The organism is Sedimenticola hydrogenitrophicus, assembly GCF_025175675.1.
Classification (GTDB): Bacteria; Pseudomonadota; Gammaproteobacteria; order Chromatiales; family Chromatiaceae; genus Sedimenticola; species Sedimenticola hydrogenitrophicus.
This window is the reverse complement of sequence record NZ_JANIOA010000006.1, coordinates 86,963-105,803: the sequence shown is the minus strand read 5'-3', so window position 1 is coordinate 105,803 and position 18,841 is coordinate 86,963. Positions and strand designations below refer to the sequence as shown.

Genomic DNA, 18,841 nt, shown 5'->3' with positions numbered 1-18,841 from the left:
CGTTTCACCAGCCAGAGCCCTTCACCTACCCGCCGACCAACAGCGGCTGACGCAGCAAATTCGGTGACCGGCCCTGTTGAGAAGGGCGGGAGTCGATTAAACTGGCGCGGTCGATCCGCTTCAAGCCGGAAGCGCGATCCCCGGCACCGCCCGGCCACCGTAACAGGACCTGCTTCCACAACTCAAGAACACATCAATGGCCCACCTTTTGACTCGTGCCCTGTTCACCCTGCTGCTGCTGCTCGCGCCCCTCGTGCCTTGCTCGGCCGGGCTCCAGCTGGCCGATCTGCCCCGGATCGCCGGCGATCATCCGGGCAAGAGCGGGGTCTACCTGCTGGAGAAAGGGGAGCAGTCGTTGCTGGCGCGGGCCTGGCTGGTGGAACAGGCCAGGCGCTCCATCGACGTGCAGTACTTCATCTGGAGCACCGACAACATCGGCACCCTCTCCAGCGAGGCGCTGCTGCGCGCGGCCGAGCGCGGGATAAAGGTGCGCATTATCGTCGATGACCTGTTGATCGATGCCGAAGCCGAAACCCTGCTCTCCCTGGCCGCCCACCCCAATGTGCAGATCCGCATCTACAATCCGATGCACTCGGTTGGCGTCTCTTTCTGGCGGCGCGCCTGGGGACTGGTGAGTGATTTCCGTGCCTCCAATCAGCGCATGCATGACAAGAGCGTGATCTACGATGGCACCGCGGCCATCACCGGCGGCCGCAACATGGCCGATGAGTATTACGACCATGACCAGGAGTACAACTTCCGTGACCGGGATGTGCTGCTGGGCGGCCCCGTGGTGCAACGGATGCAGCAGAGCTTCGAGCAATTCTGGGACCACCCGCTCAGCGTCCCGCTGGAGCGGCTGTTGGCGGATGAGCAGTCGAACCTGTCGACGCGGCAGGTCGACGCCTACCGCGTCTGGCTGCATGGTTACGCCAAAGACCCCGCCAACTTCGCCCCGGAGGTGCGTGACGCACTGGCCAGGATGGCCAGTGACGCACCCGCCATGATCGCTGCGATGCGCTGGACGGATGTTCGCTTCATCAGTGACCAGCCCGGCAAGAATCCGGGCCATGAGGGACTGGGCGGTGGCGGCAACACCACCCGCTCACTGGTCGAACTGATCGCCGGGTCGCGTCGGAGCATCACCATCCAGAGCCCCTACCTGGTCATGCCCGAGGGCGGCCTGGCCCTGTTCAGCGATTTGATCCGGCGCGGCGTCCAGGTGCGCATCGTCACCAACTCCCTGGCCTCCACCGACAACCTTCAGGCCTACTCCGGTTACGCCAAACAGCGGGACGCGCTGCTGGCGGCCGGGCTGGAGATCTATGAGTTCAAGCACGACGCACCGATCGCACGGGAGTTGATGACCCGCCCGGTCCCGCCGACCCGCGAACCGCCGCTGTTCGCCATTCACGCCAAGTCCCTGGTGGTGGATGACCGGATCGCCTATATCGGCACCTTCAACCTGGACCCCCGCTCGGCCAACCTGAACACGGAGGTCGGGGTAGTGATTCATGACGCCGGGATTGCCCGTCAGCTCAGGCAGGCCATTGAACGGGATATGCAACCGGAGAACAGCTGGCGTGCCGGCGCGGACAATGCGGAAAACGGTGGCGGCATCAGGAAGCGGGTAAAGCTGTGGTTCTGGGAGCTGATGCCGCTGGAGCCGTTGCTGTAGGATCTGTCCCTAGGGCCGTCAACCGGACTCCGCAGTAGTCATCTCCAGGTATTTCTTCACCGTCCGGCGATCCAGTCCCGAGTGTCGGGCGACCGCCTCGTAGGTGCCATAGCGACGGAAAAGCTGCTCGCAATACCGGCTTAGCAGCTGGCGCGCCGTCGGCGCCTGGCCGACCGACCACTCCCCGTCGTCTGCCCGCGACTCCCAGGCGAACTCCTCCGGAAGCAGCTGTCGGGACAACAGACAGCGACGTATCACCTGTTCCAGTTCCCGCACATTTCCCGGCCACGGATAATCGGCCGGCAGATCCCGTTTGATAATGCCCATCACCTGATCGAGTACCTGCTCGACGGGGCCGCCCAGCATGCGTTCGAGCAGCAGTCTCACCATCAACACCAGCTCCTCCGGGGACTCCGCCAGTCGCTGGCGGAGCGAGGGCATGTGCAGGACCTGCGAACTCACCCGGTAGTAGAAGTCATCCCGGAAGCGGCCGCTCTGGCGCAGTTCCGGCAGGGACCGGTTGGTCGCGGCCACGAGGCGTCCGGAGAAGCGCTTCTCTTCATGGCTTCCCACCGGGGAGAAGCGCCGCTCCTGTAATACCTTGAGCAGCTTGATCTGTACGGTAACGCTGACATCCCCGATCTCATCGAGGAACAGGGAGCCGTAACGGCTGCAGCGGCCCAACAGCCCCGTGTGAGTGTCCACCGCCCCGGTAAACGCCCCCTTGCGATGCCCGAACAGCTCCGATTCGATGAGGTTTTCCGTAAACTGGGACAGGTTGGTGGCGATAAAGGCCTGGGTGAAGGCGCTACGGAAACAGCCGCCCTGGGGGTCGTAGGGGATATAGCCGGAGCGCCCGATGGCCGCCGCTGCCGCGCCCTTGCCGGTACCGGTCTCGCCCAGCAACAGGGTCGAGAAGTCCTCCATCCGGTCCCACAGATAGCGGTCATAGAGACGCGCATCCTCGGTGAACAGCAGATTCCACAAGCCGCGCCGCAGCGCCTGCATGGAGGCCGTGCGTCCCACCAGCGCCCGATCGATAAAATAGTAGGCGCGGCGCAATTGGAAAAAGAAACCGAAATAGCGCAGCGCCTCGCGCGCGGAAAAGCCGCACTGCTCCAGCTCGCCCACCACCGCCTTGGCGAAGGGGACCGGCAGCGGGCGATCCGGCTGCGCCAGTTGCTGTTCGATATGACGGTCCAGCGCTTCGGTACAGTTATGGTAGCTGCGAAACAACAGGCCGTGTTTCAGCCATTCACGCTCTTCACCGCTGAGTTGCTGCAGGCGGGTGATGCCGCGTTCCGCCAGACCGGCCAGCATCCGCTCCAGCGGAGCCGCGATCACGCTGAAGTAGTGGGCACCGCTATCCAGCCCTTCGCGCCCTGGAGAAATACCGGGGGACACACCAGGAAAACGCGCCCCCAATAGCGCCGGATCGATACTGAACGGGTTGCTGTATATGGTCTCCTCCAGTTGCTGGAGAAACTGCCTCTCCCTCTCGTTCAGCATGCTTGTGCCCCTGATTTTTTCACTTCATGAATTGTAACTACTCACCCTGTCTGTAAGTGATAGGCCTGCCTTGTTGGCCGATCTCGATCCAGCCATCATGTGAGGCCGGCAAGATAGGCCTATCGCCCCGTGAATAGTTACCATAAATTATACATTTTTTGTATATCATGCATGCATTTTTGTACTTTATGGGCATTTACTATCAGATACAAAGCCCTGACACATGAGCACATCTATATGAAATTTAATAATATTTTTTCTAAAAACAAAATTGGCAAGGGGGTTGCAATGACAGCAGTGCATATCACAAACAGGAGCAACAAATCATGCACATCGCATCAGAAAGCCTTCAATCCTCCCCTGAATCCACCCCCCTGTCCGGCGAAGCGCACATGCAGACCTGGGACGGCAGCGAACTCTTCTACCGTTACTGGCTGCCCGCCTCCCCCTGCGACCGGGCGGTGGTGCTGTTTCACGGCGGACACGAGCACTCGGGGCGTTTTCTGGAGCTTGTGGAGCAGTTGGAACTGGAGGATTTTGCCATTTTCGCCTGGGATGCCCGGGGCCATGGCTTCTCCCCGGGGAGTCGGGGCTTTGCCCGCCACTTCCTGGACTATGTGCGTGACGCCGAAGCCTTCGTGCGCCACCTGGCGGATGAATACCGTATCCCACTCGAAGAGATGGCGCTCATCGGTCACAGCGTGGGCAGTGTCATCGCCGCCACCTGGGTGAATGACTACGCCCCGCCCATCCGCGCCATGGTACTCGGCTCCCCCGCCCTCAATATCAAGCTCTACGTGCCGGCCGCCCTGACCGGACTCCGGCTGCTGCAGCGCCTGCGGCCCGACGCCCATATCAACAGCTATGTCAAACCGGGCATGCTGACCCACGACCAGGCGGAGGCGGCGGCACGCCGCGCCGATCCGCTGATTTCGCCCCGCATCGCGGTCCGGGTCTTGACCAGCCTGTTCGACACCGCCGAACGATTGATCGACAGCGCCAACGGCATCCGGGTGCCGACCCTGATCCTCTCCGCCGGCAGCGACCGCGTGGTACAGCAAGCAGCGCAGCGGCGCCTGTTCGACAATCTGGGCAGCCGGGAGAAGTTGTTCAGAAACCTGCCCGGCTTTTATCATGAGATCTTTCATGAGCGCGACCGGCACATCCCCATCGCCGCGGCGCGCGAATTCATCACCCGCCAGTTCACCCGCACGCCTTCTCGGATGATGCAGACCGGAGCCGGCGCCGATACCGGTGCCTGCAATCAGGACCGCTACAAGCAGTTGCAACAACCGCTTCCCCTGCTCTCCCCTACCCGCTGGTGGTTTGCCGCCAGCCGCTTTGGCCTCAAAACCCTGGGCCGCCTGAGCGCAGGCGTGCGTCTGGGCTGGGAGAGCGGTTTCGATTCCGGCCGCACCCTCGACTACGTCTATCGCAACCAGGCAAGGGGTCTGGGCCCGCTGGGCCGGCTCATCGATCGCCACTACCTCGATAGCGCCGGTTGGGTCGGCATTCGTCAGCGCCGCCTGCATCTGGAGAGACAACTGAACCGGGCCATCGACGACCTCAGGGCACCAGGACAGAAGGTCCATATTGTGGATATGGCCGGAGGCCCGGGACGCTACCTGTGCGAGGTGATGCGCCAGCGCCAGGACCCCGCCATCAGTGCCGTTTGCCGGGACCGGGACCTGGCAGGACTGGCGGAGGGGCGCGAACTGGCCCGCGCGTCAGGTGTGACCCGGCTGACACATGAACCGGGGGATGCCTTCGACCCGGACTCCATCGCGACCCTGTCGCCGCGCCCGGATATCGTCATCGTTTCCGGCCTCTACGAGCTGTTCGATGACAATGCCCGGGTGCTTCGCTCGCTGCGCGCCATTCACCGGCAGATGCGTCCGGGTGGGTGGCTCATTTACACCAACCAGCCCCATCACCCGCAGCTGGAGCTGATCGCCCGCACCCTGATCAACCGTGACGGCGACCCCTGGGTGATGCGCCTGCGCCCGCAGTCGGAGATCAACGACCTGGTACGACAGGCCGGTTTCACCCCCCAATCCCAACTGCAGGACGATGACGGAATCTTCACCGTCACCAGCGCCCTGAGGGAGGCCTGATCATGGACAACCCGCAGACAACCCCCACTCACTGGGAAAAACTGTTTTGGGCGCTCGGGCTGGGCAGTCTGTTCCTCCTGGTCTACGGCACCACCAACAGCCTGAGCGCCGAGCTGAATGGACTGCCCAGCCTGTATCTGCCGTGGGAGGAACGGATACCCTTCCTCGGCTGGACCATCCTGCCCTACCTGTCGCTGGATATCTTCTTCATTCTCAGCTTTTTCTGGCTCAGGGATCGACGGGAACTGCTTGGCCATGCCGGACGGATACTGCTGGCCCTGGGCATCTCCTGCCTGCTGTTTCTGCTCCAGCCGATGCAGTTCGGATTTGTCCGCCCCGAGACCAGCGGCTGGGTTGGCGGACTGTTCAACCTGCTCACACTCGACCTGCCCTACAACCAGTGCCCCTCGCTACACGTCAGTCTGAGCCTGATCTACTGGCCGCTGGTGCGGCGTATGGCCGACGGTTGGGGCCGCCGCCTGCTGGGCCTCTGGTTCTGGCTGATCGCCCTCTCCACCCTGACGGTCTATCAGCACCATTTCATCGATCTCGTTGGCGGCTTGCTGGTCGGCCTGCTGGTGATGCATACCATCCCCCTGAATGATGCACCGGGGGCGGTGGTCAACCGGCAGTCGGCGCGTATGGCGATTCGCTATGGGGCGGGCGCCCTGGCCGCGCTCGCCCTGGCCCTGCTGAGCCGGGACTGGGGATGGGGCTGGCTGCTGCTCTATCCGATGCTGACCCTGGCACTGGTGGCCGGCGCCTATGCCGGCGGCCGGGCCGATTTCCTACAGAAACGCCACGGCCGGCACTGCCTGGTCACCCGGCTGCTGTTCGCCCCCTACCTGATCGGCACGCACCTGACCTGGCGCTACTATCGCTCCCGCGTCTCGCCCTGGAACCACCTCAGTGATGGCATCTATTTCGGTCGCCGCCTCACCGCCAGCGAGGCGGCCCGCCTCAAGCAGTTGGGAGTCGGCGCAGTCCTGGACCTGGCTCCGGAAACCGCCGAAACAAAGCGCTGGGGCGAGCTCCATTACCACCACGTCCCCCTGCTCGACTTCGCCACACCCAACCGCCAGGCGCTTCAGGCCGCCGTGCGTTTTATCCGCCAACACCGCACCGGGGTCTACGTGCACTGCAGCCTGGGCCTCTCTCGTTGCGCCCTGGTGGCGATCGCCTACCTGATGAGTGAGGGCATGAGCCTGGAATCGGCCCACCGATACACCAGGGAACACCGTTCTGGTATAGTGCTCGACGATTACGCTCTGGGTACGCTAATCGCGGACACTGCAAACACGGATATGATCACCAGGAAGGGGACGGCTCATGCCTAGCATCTATGATCTCAAACCGGCCTTTCAGGGCCTGCTGCGACCGCTCTGTGCCCGTCTGGCCGCCGGCGGCATCACCCCCAACCAGATTACCCTGGCCGCCCTGCTGCTCTCGCTCGCCAACGGCACCGCCCTGGCACTCTATGCAACCGAAGCCTGGCCACTGCTGTTGCTGCCCGCGGTGCTGCTGGTGCGCATGGCGCTCAACGCCCTCGACGGCATGCTGGCCCGGGAGCATGGGATGCAATCCCGCCTCGGTGCCGTACTCAACGAACTGGGGGATGTGCTGGCCGATACCGCTCTCTACCTGCCCCTGGCGCTGGTGCCCGGCGTATCCGCTACGTTGGTCGTGTTGCTGGTTTTCCTCGCCATCCTGACCGAATTTGCCGGCATCCAGGCGATCCAGATCGGGGCAGAGCGTCGATATGACGGCCCCTTCGGTAAAAGCGACCGGGCGCTGCTATTCGGTGCCATCGGTCTGCTCCTGGGTCTGGGCCTCTCCCCGGGCCCCTGGCTGATGCTACTGCTGGCGCTGGCTACCGTGCTGGCCCTGCTTACCGTTCTTAACCGGGTTCGCCATGCCCTGCTGGGCGGGGGGCAGGCATGAACTTCCATCCTCACGCCCTGTGGGCGCTGGCCGGCATTTTCGGCATCCTGATCCTCGCCACACCGACCGCCCACCTGATCGAAAAAAGGCGCCAACTGCCGACCGCCGGCGAACTCACACTTCGCGTCCGCTCCTGGTGGATCATGGTCAGCCTGTTCTCCGCCGCCGTGCTGCTGGGAGCGACCGTCACCACCTGGCTGCTCGGTTTCATCAGTTTCCTGGCCCTGAAGGAGTACCTGTCACTGATCCCCACCCGACGCTCCGACCGGCGGGTGCTGTTCTGGGCCTACCTGACCATCCCGCTGCAGTACTACTGGGCGGCGATCGGCTGGTACGGCATGTTCATCATCTTCATTCCCGTCTATGCCCTGCTGGTTATCTCCGCACGCAAGGTGTTGATCGGCGAAACCGAGGATTTTCTGCGCTCCATGGGTACGATCCACTGGGGGCTGATGATGACGGTGTTCAGTATCAGCCACGCCGCCTTCCTGCTGGCGCTGCCGGAGGACGTTGCCCCCGCCGGCGGTGTCGGCCTGCTGATCTACCTGGTGCTGCTAACCGAACTCAACGATGTGGCCCAGTATGTGTGGGGCAAGCGTCTCGGCAAACGCAAGGTGGTGCCCCGGGTCAGCCCCGGCAAGACCTGGGGGGGACTGATCGGCGGCTGTGCCACGACCCTGGTGGTCTCCCTGGCCAGCGCCCCCTTCCTGACACCGCTCAACCCGATCGAGGCGGTGGGCGCCGGCCTGATCATCGGCCTCTCCGGCTTCCTGGGTGACGTGGTGATCTCGGCGGTAAAACGGGATATCGGCATCAAGGACAGCGGCAGCCTGCTTCCCGGACACGGCGGCATACTCGACCGGGTGGACAGCCTCACCTTCACCGCCCCGCTGTTTTTCCATTACCTCTACTACTTGTACTACTGACGGGTACTACTAATGGGCACTACTGATGGCGGGAGATGGGAATCATGAAAGACTGGCCTAAGCTGCTCTTCTTCACCTGCATTGTGCGCCCCCTGGTGCTGATCATACTCGGCCTCAATGTCCGCCATCGGCAACACCTGCCCGCCACCGGACCGGCGATCGTCGTCGCCAACCACAACAGCCACCTGGACACCCTGGTGTTGATGTCGCTGTTTCCGCTCGCCCAACTGCGGCGGTTGCGTCCGGTGGCCGCGGCCGACTACTTCATGGCCAATCCGCTGCTGGCCTGGTTCGCCACCCGGGTGATCGGCATCATCCCCATCGAGCGAAAAAACCACGAGGGCCATCACGACCCGCTGGCCCCGGTGCAAGCGGCCCTAAACCAGGGCGACATTATTATCATTTTCCCCGAAGGCACACGCGGCCAGCCGGAACGGATGCAGAAGTTCAAAAGCGGCATTATTCATCTGGCGAAAGCACACGACACCATCCCCATCAGCCCGGTGTTCCTGCACGGCCTGGGCAAATCCCTGCCCAAGGGCGAGGGGCTGCTGGTACCGTTTTTCTGCGATGTGTTTGTCGGCCCGGCCCTCTATTGGCAGGGTGACCGCACACGGCTGATGCAACAACTTGAACAACAGATGGAGGCCCTGGCCTCGGAACAGGGGCATGCGGCATGGGATTGAACCCGCGTCGGCCGAAAAACATTTTCCCAATGGCATATTTGAATGGCACTAAGTTAAGCCCAGAGCCCTCGTCATCCCGGCGAATGCCGGGATCCAGAACCCGCATCCGCGGTGAATTCATGGATTCCGGCCTGCGCCGGAATGACGAAAAAATGGATTCCTGCCTTAACTTAGTGCCATTCATGTCATATTTAACCTTCATCAGGCACTGAGCATGGACAAATTAACCAAATTGCGCGGCTTCACTCCCTTCATCCTGACCATCTTTTTCAATGCCTTTATCGACCTTGGCCACAAGATCCTGATCCAGGACACCATTTTCAAGATCTATGAAGGGCAGACCCAGATCATCCTCACCGCCGTGGTGAACGGGCTGATCCTGCTGCCGTTCATCCTGCTGTTCACGCCGGCGGGTTTTCTCTCCGACAAGTTCCGCAAACCCAAAGTAATGCAGATCAGCGCCGCCGTGGCGGTGGCACTGACCCTGCTGGTCACCCTCTCCTACTACCTGGGCTGGTTTCAGTTGGCCTTCGGCCTGACCTTCCTGTTGGCGGTGCAGAGTGCCTTTTACTCCCCGGCCAAGTACGGCTACATCAAGGAGCTGACCGGTAAGGAGAATCTCACCTCCGCCAATGCCGTCGTGCAGGCGGTGACGATCATTGCCATTCTTTCCGGCATCTTTGTCTTCTCGGTGCTGTTTGAGCAGCGCCTGGCCGGCACCCGCTACAGCGACAGCCAGCAGCTGCTGCAGGCCATCGCGCCGATCGGCTGGGTGCTGGTGGCCTGCGCCGTGCTCGAACTCCTGCTCACCCTGCGACTGACGCCGGTGCAGGCGGAGGCCCCCGAGTTGCAATTCGACTGGCAGCGCTATCGCACCGGACACTGCCTGCGGGACAACTTCAACAAGCTGCTCGGCAGTCGCGCCATCTGGCTCTCCATCGTCGGGCTATCGGTCTTCTGGGGCATCTCCCAGGTGGTCCTGGCCGCCTTCCCGGCTCTGGCCAAGGCCTCCCTCGGCCTGGATAACACCGTGGTGATCCAGGGCATCATGGCCTGCACCGGTATCGGCATTATCGTCGGTTCCCTGATTGCCGGTCGGGCCTCGAAACACTACATCGAAACCGGTCTGATCCCGCTGGGCGCGGCGGGCGTGGTCATCACCCTGTCATTCATCCCGCAACTGGGCTCCACCGGACTGCTGATCGTGGATTTCCTGTTCCTGGGTGTGTTCGGCGGCCTGTTCATCGTCCCGCTCAACGCCCTGATCCAGTATCACGCCCGGGATGAGGAGTTGGGTACCGTACTGGCCGGCAACAACTGGGTGCAGAACCTGGTGATGCTGGGATTTCTCGGCCTGACCGTGCTGTTCTCGATCCAGGGCATGGGCACCCAGGGACTGTTCCATCTGCTGACGCTGACGGCACTACTCGGGGCCATCTACACGACGTATCAACTGCCCCAGTCCCTGGTTCGCTTCGTCATCGCGCGCCTGTTCTCCAGCACCCATCGTATCGAGGTGATCGGTTTCGAGAACCTGCCGGCCCAGGGCGGGGTGCTGCTGCTGGGCAACCACATCAGCTGGCTGGACTGGGCGATGGTGCAGATTGCCTGCCCCAGGCCGGTCCGCTTTGTCATGGAGCGATCCATCTACCAGCGCTGGTACATCAAGTGGTTCCTTGACCTGTTCGGAGTGGTGCCGATCGCCAGGGGCCAGAGCAAGGAGGCACTGGAAACCATCAATGCACTGCTTATGGCCGGCGAGGTGGTCTGCCTGTTCCCCGAGGGCGCCATCAGCCGTAACGGCCAACTGGGTCCATTCAAGCGGGGTTACGAACGCTGCGTCGAGGGGGTGGAGGGCGTCATCCTGCCCTTCTACCTGCGCGGCCTCTGGGGCAGCCGCTTTTCGCGCTCCAGCAAAAAACTGCAGGAGCTGCGCAACAGCGGCCTGCGGGGCAACGTCATCGTCGCCTTCGGCAAGCCGTTGCCGATGAACACGCCGGCCGACGCGCTCAAGCAGCAGGTGTTCGAGCTCTCCATCGACAGTTGGGAGCAGTACACGCAGAGCCTGGAGAGCATCCCGCTGGCCTGGATGCGCAGCGCCAAACGCATGGGCACGAAAACCTGTCTCAGCGATGCCCAGGGCGGCATGCCGCTGACCGGGCACAAGGTGCTCACCGGCGTGATCGGGTTGTCCCGACTGATCCGGAAACGCAGCCCGGAACAGCATATCGGGCTACTGCTGCCCACCAGCAGCGCCGGCGTGATGACCAACCTGGCCGCGCTGCTCAGGGGCAAGACCGTGATCAACCTGAACTACACGGCCAGCACCGAGGCCCTGCTGTCGGCCGTCGAGAAGGCGGAGATCCGCAGCCTCTACACCTCCAGCCGCTTTATCAGGAAACTGCAGCAACGCGGGATCGACCTCGAACCGCTGCTGTCACGGGTCGAGGTGCACCATCTGGAAGAGATGAAGGAAGCGATCACCCCTGCAGTCAAGCTACTATTGATGGCCGCCTCCGTGCTGCTGCCGGCCCGCCTGCTGTTCACCCTGTTCGGCAAGCCGGTGGATATCCGGCAGCCGGCGGCCGTTCTCTTCTCCAGCGGCAGCGAGGGTGATCCCAAGGGGGTGGTCCTGAGCCATCACAACATCATGGCCAACATCCGCCAGGTCACCGATGTGCTGGATGCCCGTCACGAGGATGTGGTCATGTCCACGCTGCCGCTGTTTCACGCCTTTGGCCTGACCGTGACCGGCCTGATGCCGATGGTGGAGGGGATTCCGGCGGTCTGCCATCCCGACCCCACCGACGTACTGACCATTGCCAAGGCGATCGCCCGCCAGCGCGCCACCATCTTCTGCGGCACCTCGACCTTCCTGCGGCTATTCATCCGCAACCGCCACGTCCATCCCCTGATGCTGGAGTCCCTGCGGGTGGTGGTGGCCGGTGCCGAACGACTCAATCCGGAGATCCGTGATGCCTTCAAGCTCAAGTTCAACAAGGAGATTTACGAGGGCTACGGCAGCACCGAAACGACCCCGGTGGCGAGCGTCAACATCCCCGACCGCCTGGACCTGCGGGGCTGGCAGGTTCAGGAAGGAAATCGGTCGGGCACCGTCGGCCTGCCGCTGCCGGGTGGCAGTTTCCGCATCGTCGATCCGGACACCCTGGAACCGCTGCCGGCCGGAGAGGATGGCCTGATCCTGTTTGGCGGCACCCAGGTGATGCTGGGCTATCTCAAGGATGCCGAAAAGACCGCCGAGGTGATTGTCGAGTCGGAGGGCAAACGCTGGTACAAGACCGGCGACAAGGGGCACCTGGACAGCGATGGCTTCCTCACCATCGTCGACCGCTATTCGCGTTTTGCCAAGATCGGCGGGGAGATGATCAGCCTGGGCGCCATAGAAGGCGCGATCGGATCCCGACTCCCGGATGACGTGGAGATCCTCGCCACCACGGTGCCGGACGAAAAGAAGGGCGAGAAGGTGATCGTGCTGTTCGCCGGCAACATAACCCAGGATGAACTCAAGGCACTGATCAATCAAACCGACCTCAGCCCGCTGATGAAACCGGCCCAGTTGGTGGCCGTGGAGACGATTCCCAAACTGGGCAGCGGTAAAAGCAATTTCAACAAGGCCAGAGAGATCGCACTGGCAGCGGGGGTAGCATGAAGACCGTTGACATCCATACCCACCTGCTGAACCCGGAGGTCAGCTTCCATCGCCTGTATGACAAGATCACCATCCCGCTGTTTGCCCGCAGCCTGGGGGCGGATCCGAAACAGCTGCTGAGACAGCCCTACGCGACCTACGTCTCGGCCATGGCGGCGTCGATAAAAAATTCGGTCCATGTGGAAAAGAGCTGCCTGTTCGGGGTCGATGTACGCCTGGATGAGCGGGGCCGGGAGATTGATCGCGACCGGACGGTCTGCGCCATGACCGAGGATGTGCTAACCGTGGCCAGGCGTTACCCGGATCAATTCATCCCCTTCTTCTCGGTCAATCCACGCCGCCCCGATGCCCTGGAACTCATCGACCGGCACATGGAGAACGGCTGCCGCGGGGCCAAGTTCCTGCAAAACTATTGGGGTGTGGATCTCAATGACGAGCGTTTTATCCCCTACTACGAAAAAATCGAGGCACACAACATCCCGCTGATCATCCATGTCGGCAGCGAGTACAGCATTGACTCCCACAGGCGATACGAGGGCGTCGGAATGCTCGACCTGCCCCTCGCCACCGGCGTCACGGTGATTGCCGCGCACATGGGACTGGGACGGCTGAACTATAAACTTCGCCTCTGGCGCAACTTGTCGAAAGATCCCCGCTTCTTTGACGCGGACTACTTCCAGCTGCTGGCGATGCTGAAAGCGCACCCCAATCTCTATGCGGATATTTCTGCGATCCTGGCCCCCATGCGGGCACGGGCATTAAGGCACCTGTCCGAACAGACCGATGTGCATCACAAACTCCTGTTCGGCACCGACTATCCGGTGCCCTTCACCGTGCGGTTCAACAGTTATGACCTGCCAAAACAGAGAAGAAAGCGGATCGGCCTGGTAGGTAATCCGTTTGACCGCTACATCGCGGCGCTGCACGACTACTTCCCCTCTGGCAATCCGCTCTATACCAACTACACAAAACTTCTCTGATACGGAACGAAGGCCAATCCCGGGCAACCGCTCAAGCCACCGGGCGTGGTGGCGAGCGCCCGATCCTCACGGTTTGACCTTTATCATGGATATGGCCCATGCGGCTCCTGAATAATGGGCAACATGAGCATGCCCTATGCCGAGTCTATTGCCGTGCCTGAGGATCACGACTTCAGATCCCGTGGCCGGGTGCCTGGAAACAACGGCATCTGGGTCGGCATTTTTTGTGTGCTGGTGGAGTTTCTGCTGCTGTTCATTGTCTACTTCGTGGCCAAGGCCCACCACCCCGAGGCGTTCGAGAGCGGCCCAGACAAACTGGTCACCCTGGCCGGGGTGACCATCACCATGCTGCTGCTGACCAGCGGTTACTGCATGGTCAAGGCGGTCGAGTCGATTCGCCGGGACGCCTCGGTCACGGCGTTCCGCTGGATCGCGCTGGCGTTTCTGCTCGGTTGCGGCTATCCGCTGGTGAAGTACTTCGAGATCCGCTGGAACATTGCGCACGGCATCGACGGCGAAACCGGTATCTTCTACACGGTCTACTACTACCTGACACTGAATCACCTGGTGCATGTCTTCTGGGGCCTGCTGGGCCTGGGTTGGGTTGCTCTGCGGACCAGCCGTGGCAGCTACTCGTCAAGGGACTACAGCGGCCTGGAGGCGGCGGCGGTCTACTGGCACACCACCGATGTCATCTGGCTGGTGATCTTCCCCTTTTTCTACGTACTGAGGTGAGCATGGGGCATGCGGAGAGAGTCTGGCTGCTGCTGATCGGTCTCACCCTGGCCGGGGCCTGGTTCGCCGAAACCGGGCACGCTGGCTGGCCGCTGACCCTGCTGGTGGCCGGCTTGATCGCGGTCAAGGGACGTATGGTGATCGACCACTACATGGAGATGACCCGCGCCAACGCCCACATCCGCCACGTGCTCTACGCCTTCGCCACGCTGGTTCCGCTGCTGGTCATCTTCACGCATGGCTGGGGCGACCTGCTCCGGCGACTGACAACGCTGAACTGACCCGGAAAGAGGTCGGGTAAAAATACGCCGCGCGTTCGCCGGATCATCGAGGCACCATCGAACAGCACGCTGAATAGCTCGGCGATGTTCGAACAGGAGAAACATCCCCGCGGCGGTCACACCGGCCATATGGATGCCGGGCAAACCCGGCCAGGCGGTACTGGTAAAGAGCGCTTGATCCAACACAGTTTCAACAACCAGTTTTCCCATGTAACCCAACCCGGCGACAACAATCAGGGGGTGCGGGTTATCGCGCCATAGTTGCCAGAACACCAGCGTCAACAGCGTGTTGAGTACGCCGGACAGACCGCAATAGTAATCCAGATCCGTCACTCCCCACCAAAGCCAGGCATCCAGAAACAGCAGACTGAACAGCATCGCCCGACAGAGCCGCTTTCTGTCCCGCCGCTCCAGAATGGATGCGATAAGACCGAGGGCGAGGATGTCCCAGAACGCATGATAAACATCGCTGTGCACCAGGTGACCACTGAGCAGCCGCCACCAATCCCCCTGTAATATCTCCTCGCGCCCGTACACCAGCGTCTCGGGTGCGGGACCCGCCAGCAGGTACAGCCCTGTCGCCACGAGTGCCAGCCCGAGCGAGAGCCACGGCAGCCCGTTGCTGCCGTGGCTCGTCGATATCGCGGCATTAACCGCCATCAGGCTTCACCCGGTGATTTCGAGCGACGGATATGACCAGCAGTGGCAGCAGGAGCAGGAGGCTCCAGGGGTCCATGGCTCCGCCGCCCCGGCTGTGACTGGCCCGCGGCTGGGTGTACAGGGGCTGTTTGGTATCAACGCGCCGCGACACCACAGGGTGTTGGGCACGTTGTTGCTGTGCCGCCTGCTCATTGGCAAGGCGCTGTTGGTTACGGCGCTCGATGCCCCTGGCCTGAAACTGCTCCTCACGCAACACCACCATGGAGGTGTAATCGGTCACCAGGCTGTACTCCAGGGCTAGATCGGTGGCGGCTTGTTTGAGATCCGGCTGTTCACCGAAGTTCTCCATTTCGGTCTGCATCTCTTCGATGGCAGCATATGCCCACAACCGTTCGATCTCCGGATTCTCCTTGCCGATGGCCGGAAAGGCGAAGCGCGTCCGGTATGTCTTGTCAGCACCGGATATCCGGCCGCTCAGTTCCACCTCGGCATCCCCCTCTCCCCAGTAGTGTCCGAACAGCACCAGTTGTTGTCCCCGATACAGGCTGCCTATCTCCCTGGGCGTGATATCGGCGGTCTTCACGCCCTTGATCTTCAACTCCACGCCATGCAACGCCTGGTGCCCGACCTTGCTGACGGCGGTGAGTAACTGACCCACGATATCATCGCTGTTGGATATGCGGACCGCGAAACCGCCGGAGGCCTTGGTCATCGCCTCGAGCATGGGGCGATTGGCGCTGTTGCCCATGATAAACGTGAACAGCCGGGTGTCTTTTTTCCGGATCAGCTCGATGAATTTACGCTGCGCCGTCTCCCCCACATTGGCAACGCCGTCGGTCACCAGCACGATGGCGCTGGTACGGTCCGCTTCAAGCGAGTTGAGCCCTTTTTTCAGCCCGGCATATAGATCGGTGCCGTTTCCCGGCTGGATACCTGCCACCTGGCTGGCGTACTGTTGAACGGCTTCCCGGGTGGCGTTGACATATCCCCGGGTCAGCTCATGCGCGGTGTTGTTGAACAGCACGATACGAAACCGGTCTTCGGGACGCAGCTTTGCAAGCGCCCGCTCCACACCGTCCGTCAGCGTCGCGTACTTGCCACTCATTGATCCCGAGATATCCAGTACAAAGACCCAGTCACGCCCCTCGGTTATCGGTTTCAGGTCATCCCCCGGGGTGATGGTCAGCATGTAGGTCCCACGCTGTTTCGGATCCGGCTTATAGGTGACCAGATCGACACTGCCGGGCAGGTTGGCCTGAAGGCGCCAATAGACCACGAGATCCTTATCCAGGGTAAACGCCGCACCGGACTGCGGCTGTTGAGGATTGAAGGCGTTGCCCCGGGCACCCTCCTCTTTCCTGGCACCGGCGCTGTTTGCCAATTCAACCAGCCACTCCCCATCGGGCAGCTGCTGGACCTGCGCAGCGGCCTGGTTGGGCACACGCAGGGCATCCACCGGATAGGAAGAGCGCAGTAGCAAGCGGAAACTGAACGCTTCCTCAACCGTTTCATTGGCCGTCCAGAAGGCCAGCTTCTCCTCATCCACGCCGCCCTCTTCGAGGGGGTAGACATAACGACCAATCCCGGTATCGACGCTGGCAGTCTGCATATAAACCAGGCGAATACGCGTATCCCCGCCGGCCCGCACCGGTGCCACACTGATGTCGAAGGTTTTGTAGCTGTCCTTCTCGGTAATACCGGCATCGCGCCCGGCCGACTTCTCCTCCTCATAAACCTGGCGCGCGGCTTTCTTCTCCAGCACTTCTCCGGAGACAGGTTTGCCATCTATCCACAAAGTGAATTCGGATACCGCGCCATGCTCCGGTACCGGAAAGGAGTAGACCGCCTCCAGGTCCTGGGCATGGGGATTATGGAAAGTCTGCTCCACTGTGGTGACGGCATAGCCGTCCTCGACCACCACGGAAACATGGTGTTCCTTGATTCCCAGTGGAGGCAGACTGCCATCACTGGGAGAGAGCAGACCGGCTGCAAGTGCCGTGTTTCCCAGTAGCAGCAAGGTAAAGGCAATGATTGCACGCTTCCAAGGTATGTATTCAATCAGTCTCATGATCAGGCTCCGTTTAATTAAACTATGTTTAATTTAATCCCGGCAAGAGACCCCTATGGGGCCTCGGGTTTTATTGAACGATGTTCAATTACAGCTTTTAGCACACAATTGAACAATGTTCAATACTTCGCTAAACTAACGCCATCCTTTCCCAGACCAGGTACGAAATATGGGCCGCCGCAGCGATCACAGCCGTGAAGAGATACGCCAACTGGCACTGGGCGCCGCCGAGGCCATTGTTGCCGAGGGTGGCTTCAAGGCGTTGACCGCACGCAAGGTTGCCGCCGCGATTGGCTACACCGTGGGGACCCTTTATCTGGTATTCGAGAACCTTGATGACCTGGTATTTCAGCTCAACGGCCGGACTCTGGATCAACTCTATCAACGCATGCTGGATGAAAAGCACCATAGCTATTCAGGCAAGAAGGCGTTGTATGCCCTGGCGACCGCCTACATCGATTACGCGGAAGCGGAATCCCCGCGCTGGAACATGTTGCTTGAATATGTGGCTGGCAAGGATGAGGTGATGCCGGATTGGTACCTGGAGAAGCTGGGCCAGGTATTTGGCCTGGTCGAAGAGACGCTGGCATCGACGGTTGGCAACCAGGATGACAAAACCATCAGCCAGGCGGCGCGGGTTTTATGGGCGAGTGTGCACGGCATCTGCATTTTGAAGATCCGCCAGCGGCTCGATCTCGCCGGAGGGCAGAGTACCGGTGAGATGGCCTGCATGCTGATCGACAACTTTGTCGAAGGTATGAGTCGATAGAAATTTCGAGAGGGAAAGCGGCTACGCTGTCGAACTAGGCTGTTTGAAGTCGCAGGTTCGAATGCGCTATCTGAAAACGAAAAACCCGGACGCGAGGTCCGGGCTTCGTTACCAATTGGTGGGCGGGATGACTCGGCGGCTGCGCCGCCTCATGCAGCTGCGCTTCGTTGTGCTGTCAAACCTGGCTTATTTGAAGTCGCAGGTTTGAATGCGCTGTCTGAAAACGAAAAACCCGGACGCGAGGTCCGGGCTTCGTTACCAATTGGTGGGCCATGTAGGATTCGAACCTACGACCAATGGATTAAGAGTTTCCATATAAAACAATAAGTTATTGTGATATATGGAAAATCAGCCGTAATCAAACGAAACCAAAAGAAGTTTACAAACAGTAACTTAGCGTACTTTGACGAACAGAGTAAAAACTAAGTGTTGCACCGGAAATACACCGCTTATCACTATATTGCCCTGCCGTGTTACGGTAAAAATTAGCTCAGAAATCATCCGATTCTTTTTCAGTCTTCCTACGACGCAATTCATTCTGCATCCATTGCGACGATTCAGCCATGTCTCGGCGCAGCTCTGTCAGTTCGTCAGCGGTCAGCCGGCGCACGGCTGGTTCCGCCTTCTGCTCAGCCTGGTGTCGAGCGATGGCTTCCGCCACGGTTTCACCTGGGCGCAGGCCGTACAGTTCGTAGGAGTTGGTCGTTGTAAAGTGGGCGGGCGGCTCGAAAACATATCCGGCCGCAATCATCTCGGCCTCAATCTCTTCGGTGATAAAAAACGGCTCGTCCTCATGTGAGTTCGTCATACTCTTTCCTCTTGGC

The 18,841-nt window shown here is 61.0% G+C and carries 14 protein-coding genes and 1 pseudogene; 11 read left to right on the top strand and 4 right to left on the bottom strand.

Annotated features, from left to right (window positions below; translation table 11 throughout):
- Window positions 1-196 precede the first annotated feature (196 nt).
- Entirely contained in the window at window positions 197-1,678 is a 1,482-nt protein-coding gene (locus NPX02_RS05405) for a phospholipase D-like domain-containing protein (protein ID WP_260292413.1), read from the top strand.
- A gap of 18 nt (window positions 1,679-1,696) precedes the next feature.
- Here the strand turns inward: NPX02_RS05405 and NPX02_RS05400 are convergent, their stop codons facing one another.
- Window positions 1,697-3,187 carry a sigma 54-interacting transcriptional regulator gene (locus NPX02_RS05400; RefSeq protein WP_260292412.1) on the bottom strand — a complete coding sequence of 497 codons (1,491 nt, stop codon included), beginning with the start codon at window positions 3,185-3,187 and terminating at the stop codon, window positions 1,697-1,699.
- A gap of 326 nt (window positions 3,188-3,513) precedes the next feature.
- On the opposite strand from NPX02_RS05400, the gene NPX02_RS05395 reads away from it, so the two are divergent.
- From NPX02_RS05395 to NPX02_RS05355, 9 genes are all read left to right on the top strand, one after another.
- Window positions 3,514-5,301, top strand: a complete 1,788-nt coding sequence (locus NPX02_RS05395) for a bifunctional alpha/beta hydrolase/class I SAM-dependent methyltransferase (protein ID WP_260292410.1) — start codon at window positions 3,514-3,516, stop codon at window positions 5,299-5,301.
- 2 nt (window positions 5,302-5,303) lie between these two features.
- Window positions 5,304-6,638 carry a dual specificity protein phosphatase family protein gene (locus tag NPX02_RS05390; RefSeq protein ID WP_260292408.1) on the top strand — a complete coding sequence of 445 codons (1,335 nt, stop codon included), beginning with the start codon at window positions 5,304-5,306 and terminating at the stop codon, window positions 6,636-6,638.
- On the top strand, window positions 6,631-7,242 hold the full coding sequence (locus NPX02_RS05385) for a CDP-alcohol phosphatidyltransferase family protein (RefSeq protein WP_260292406.1): 612 nt from the start codon (window positions 6,631-6,633) through the stop codon (window positions 7,240-7,242). The genes NPX02_RS05390 and NPX02_RS05385 overlap by 8 nt, the downstream gene beginning before the upstream one ends.
- Window positions 7,239-8,168: a phosphatidate cytidylyltransferase gene (locus NPX02_RS05380; RefSeq protein ID WP_260292405.1), complete on the top strand. Its 930-nt coding sequence runs from the start codon at window positions 7,239-7,241 to the stop codon at window positions 8,166-8,168. The genes NPX02_RS05385 and NPX02_RS05380 overlap by 4 nt, the downstream gene beginning before the upstream one ends.
- A gap of 44 nt (window positions 8,169-8,212) precedes the next feature.
- Window positions 8,213-8,854 (top strand): lysophospholipid acyltransferase family protein, encoded by a 642-nt coding sequence (locus tag NPX02_RS05375; RefSeq protein WP_260292404.1) that lies wholly within the window; start codon window positions 8,213-8,215, stop codon window positions 8,852-8,854.
- A gap of 214 nt (window positions 8,855-9,068) precedes the next feature.
- The gene (locus NPX02_RS05370; protein ID WP_260292403.1) at window positions 9,069-12,524 is read left to right on the top strand and encodes an acyl-[ACP]--phospholipid O-acyltransferase; all 3,456 of its coding nucleotides are present in this window, start codon (window positions 9,069-9,071) and stop codon (window positions 12,522-12,524) included.
- Complete coding sequence (locus NPX02_RS05365) at window positions 12,521-13,504, top strand: amidohydrolase family protein (RefSeq protein WP_260292402.1); 984 nt, start codon at window positions 12,521-12,523, stop codon at window positions 13,502-13,504. Before NPX02_RS05370 ends, NPX02_RS05365 begins: the two co-directional genes overlap by 4 nt.
- 123 nt (window positions 13,505-13,627) lie before the next feature.
- Window positions 13,628-14,239, top strand: coding sequence for a cytochrome c oxidase subunit 3 family protein (locus NPX02_RS05360; protein ID WP_335342513.1), 612 nt, complete (start codon window positions 13,628-13,630; stop codon window positions 14,237-14,239).
- A gap of 2 nt (window positions 14,240-14,241) precedes the next feature.
- A complete protein-coding gene (locus tag NPX02_RS05355; RefSeq protein ID WP_260292401.1) occupies window positions 14,242-14,520 on the top strand; it encodes a cytochrome C oxidase subunit IV family protein in 279 nt (92 codons plus the stop codon).
- A 111-nt stretch (window positions 14,521-14,631) separates the two neighbouring features.
- Here the strand turns inward: NPX02_RS05355 and rrtA are convergent.
- Window positions 14,632-15,180: pseudogene (gene rrtA / locus NPX02_RS21575) on the bottom strand (rhombosortase); the annotation flags it as partial.
- Window positions 15,170-17,248 (bottom strand): VIT and vWA domain-containing protein, encoded by a 2,079-nt coding sequence (locus NPX02_RS05350; protein WP_260292400.1) that lies wholly within the window; start codon window positions 17,246-17,248, stop codon window positions 15,170-15,172. The gene NPX02_RS05350 and the pseudogene rrtA, both read right to left, overlap by 11 nt.
- A 169-nt stretch (window positions 17,249-17,417) precedes the next feature.
- On the opposite strand from NPX02_RS05350, the gene NPX02_RS05345 reads away from it, so the two are divergent.
- A complete protein-coding gene (locus NPX02_RS05345; protein ID WP_260292399.1) occupies window positions 17,418-18,017 on the top strand; it encodes a TetR/AcrR family transcriptional regulator in 600 nt (199 codons plus the stop codon).
- Between the two features lie 490 nt (window positions 18,018-18,507).
- On the opposite strand, the gene NPX02_RS21670 is transcribed toward NPX02_RS05345, so the two are convergent.
- Window positions 18,508-18,825, bottom strand: a complete 318-nt coding sequence (locus NPX02_RS21670; RefSeq protein ID WP_470423639.1) for a hypothetical protein — start codon at window positions 18,823-18,825, stop codon at window positions 18,508-18,510.
- Window positions 18,826-18,841: the final 16 nt, after the last annotated feature.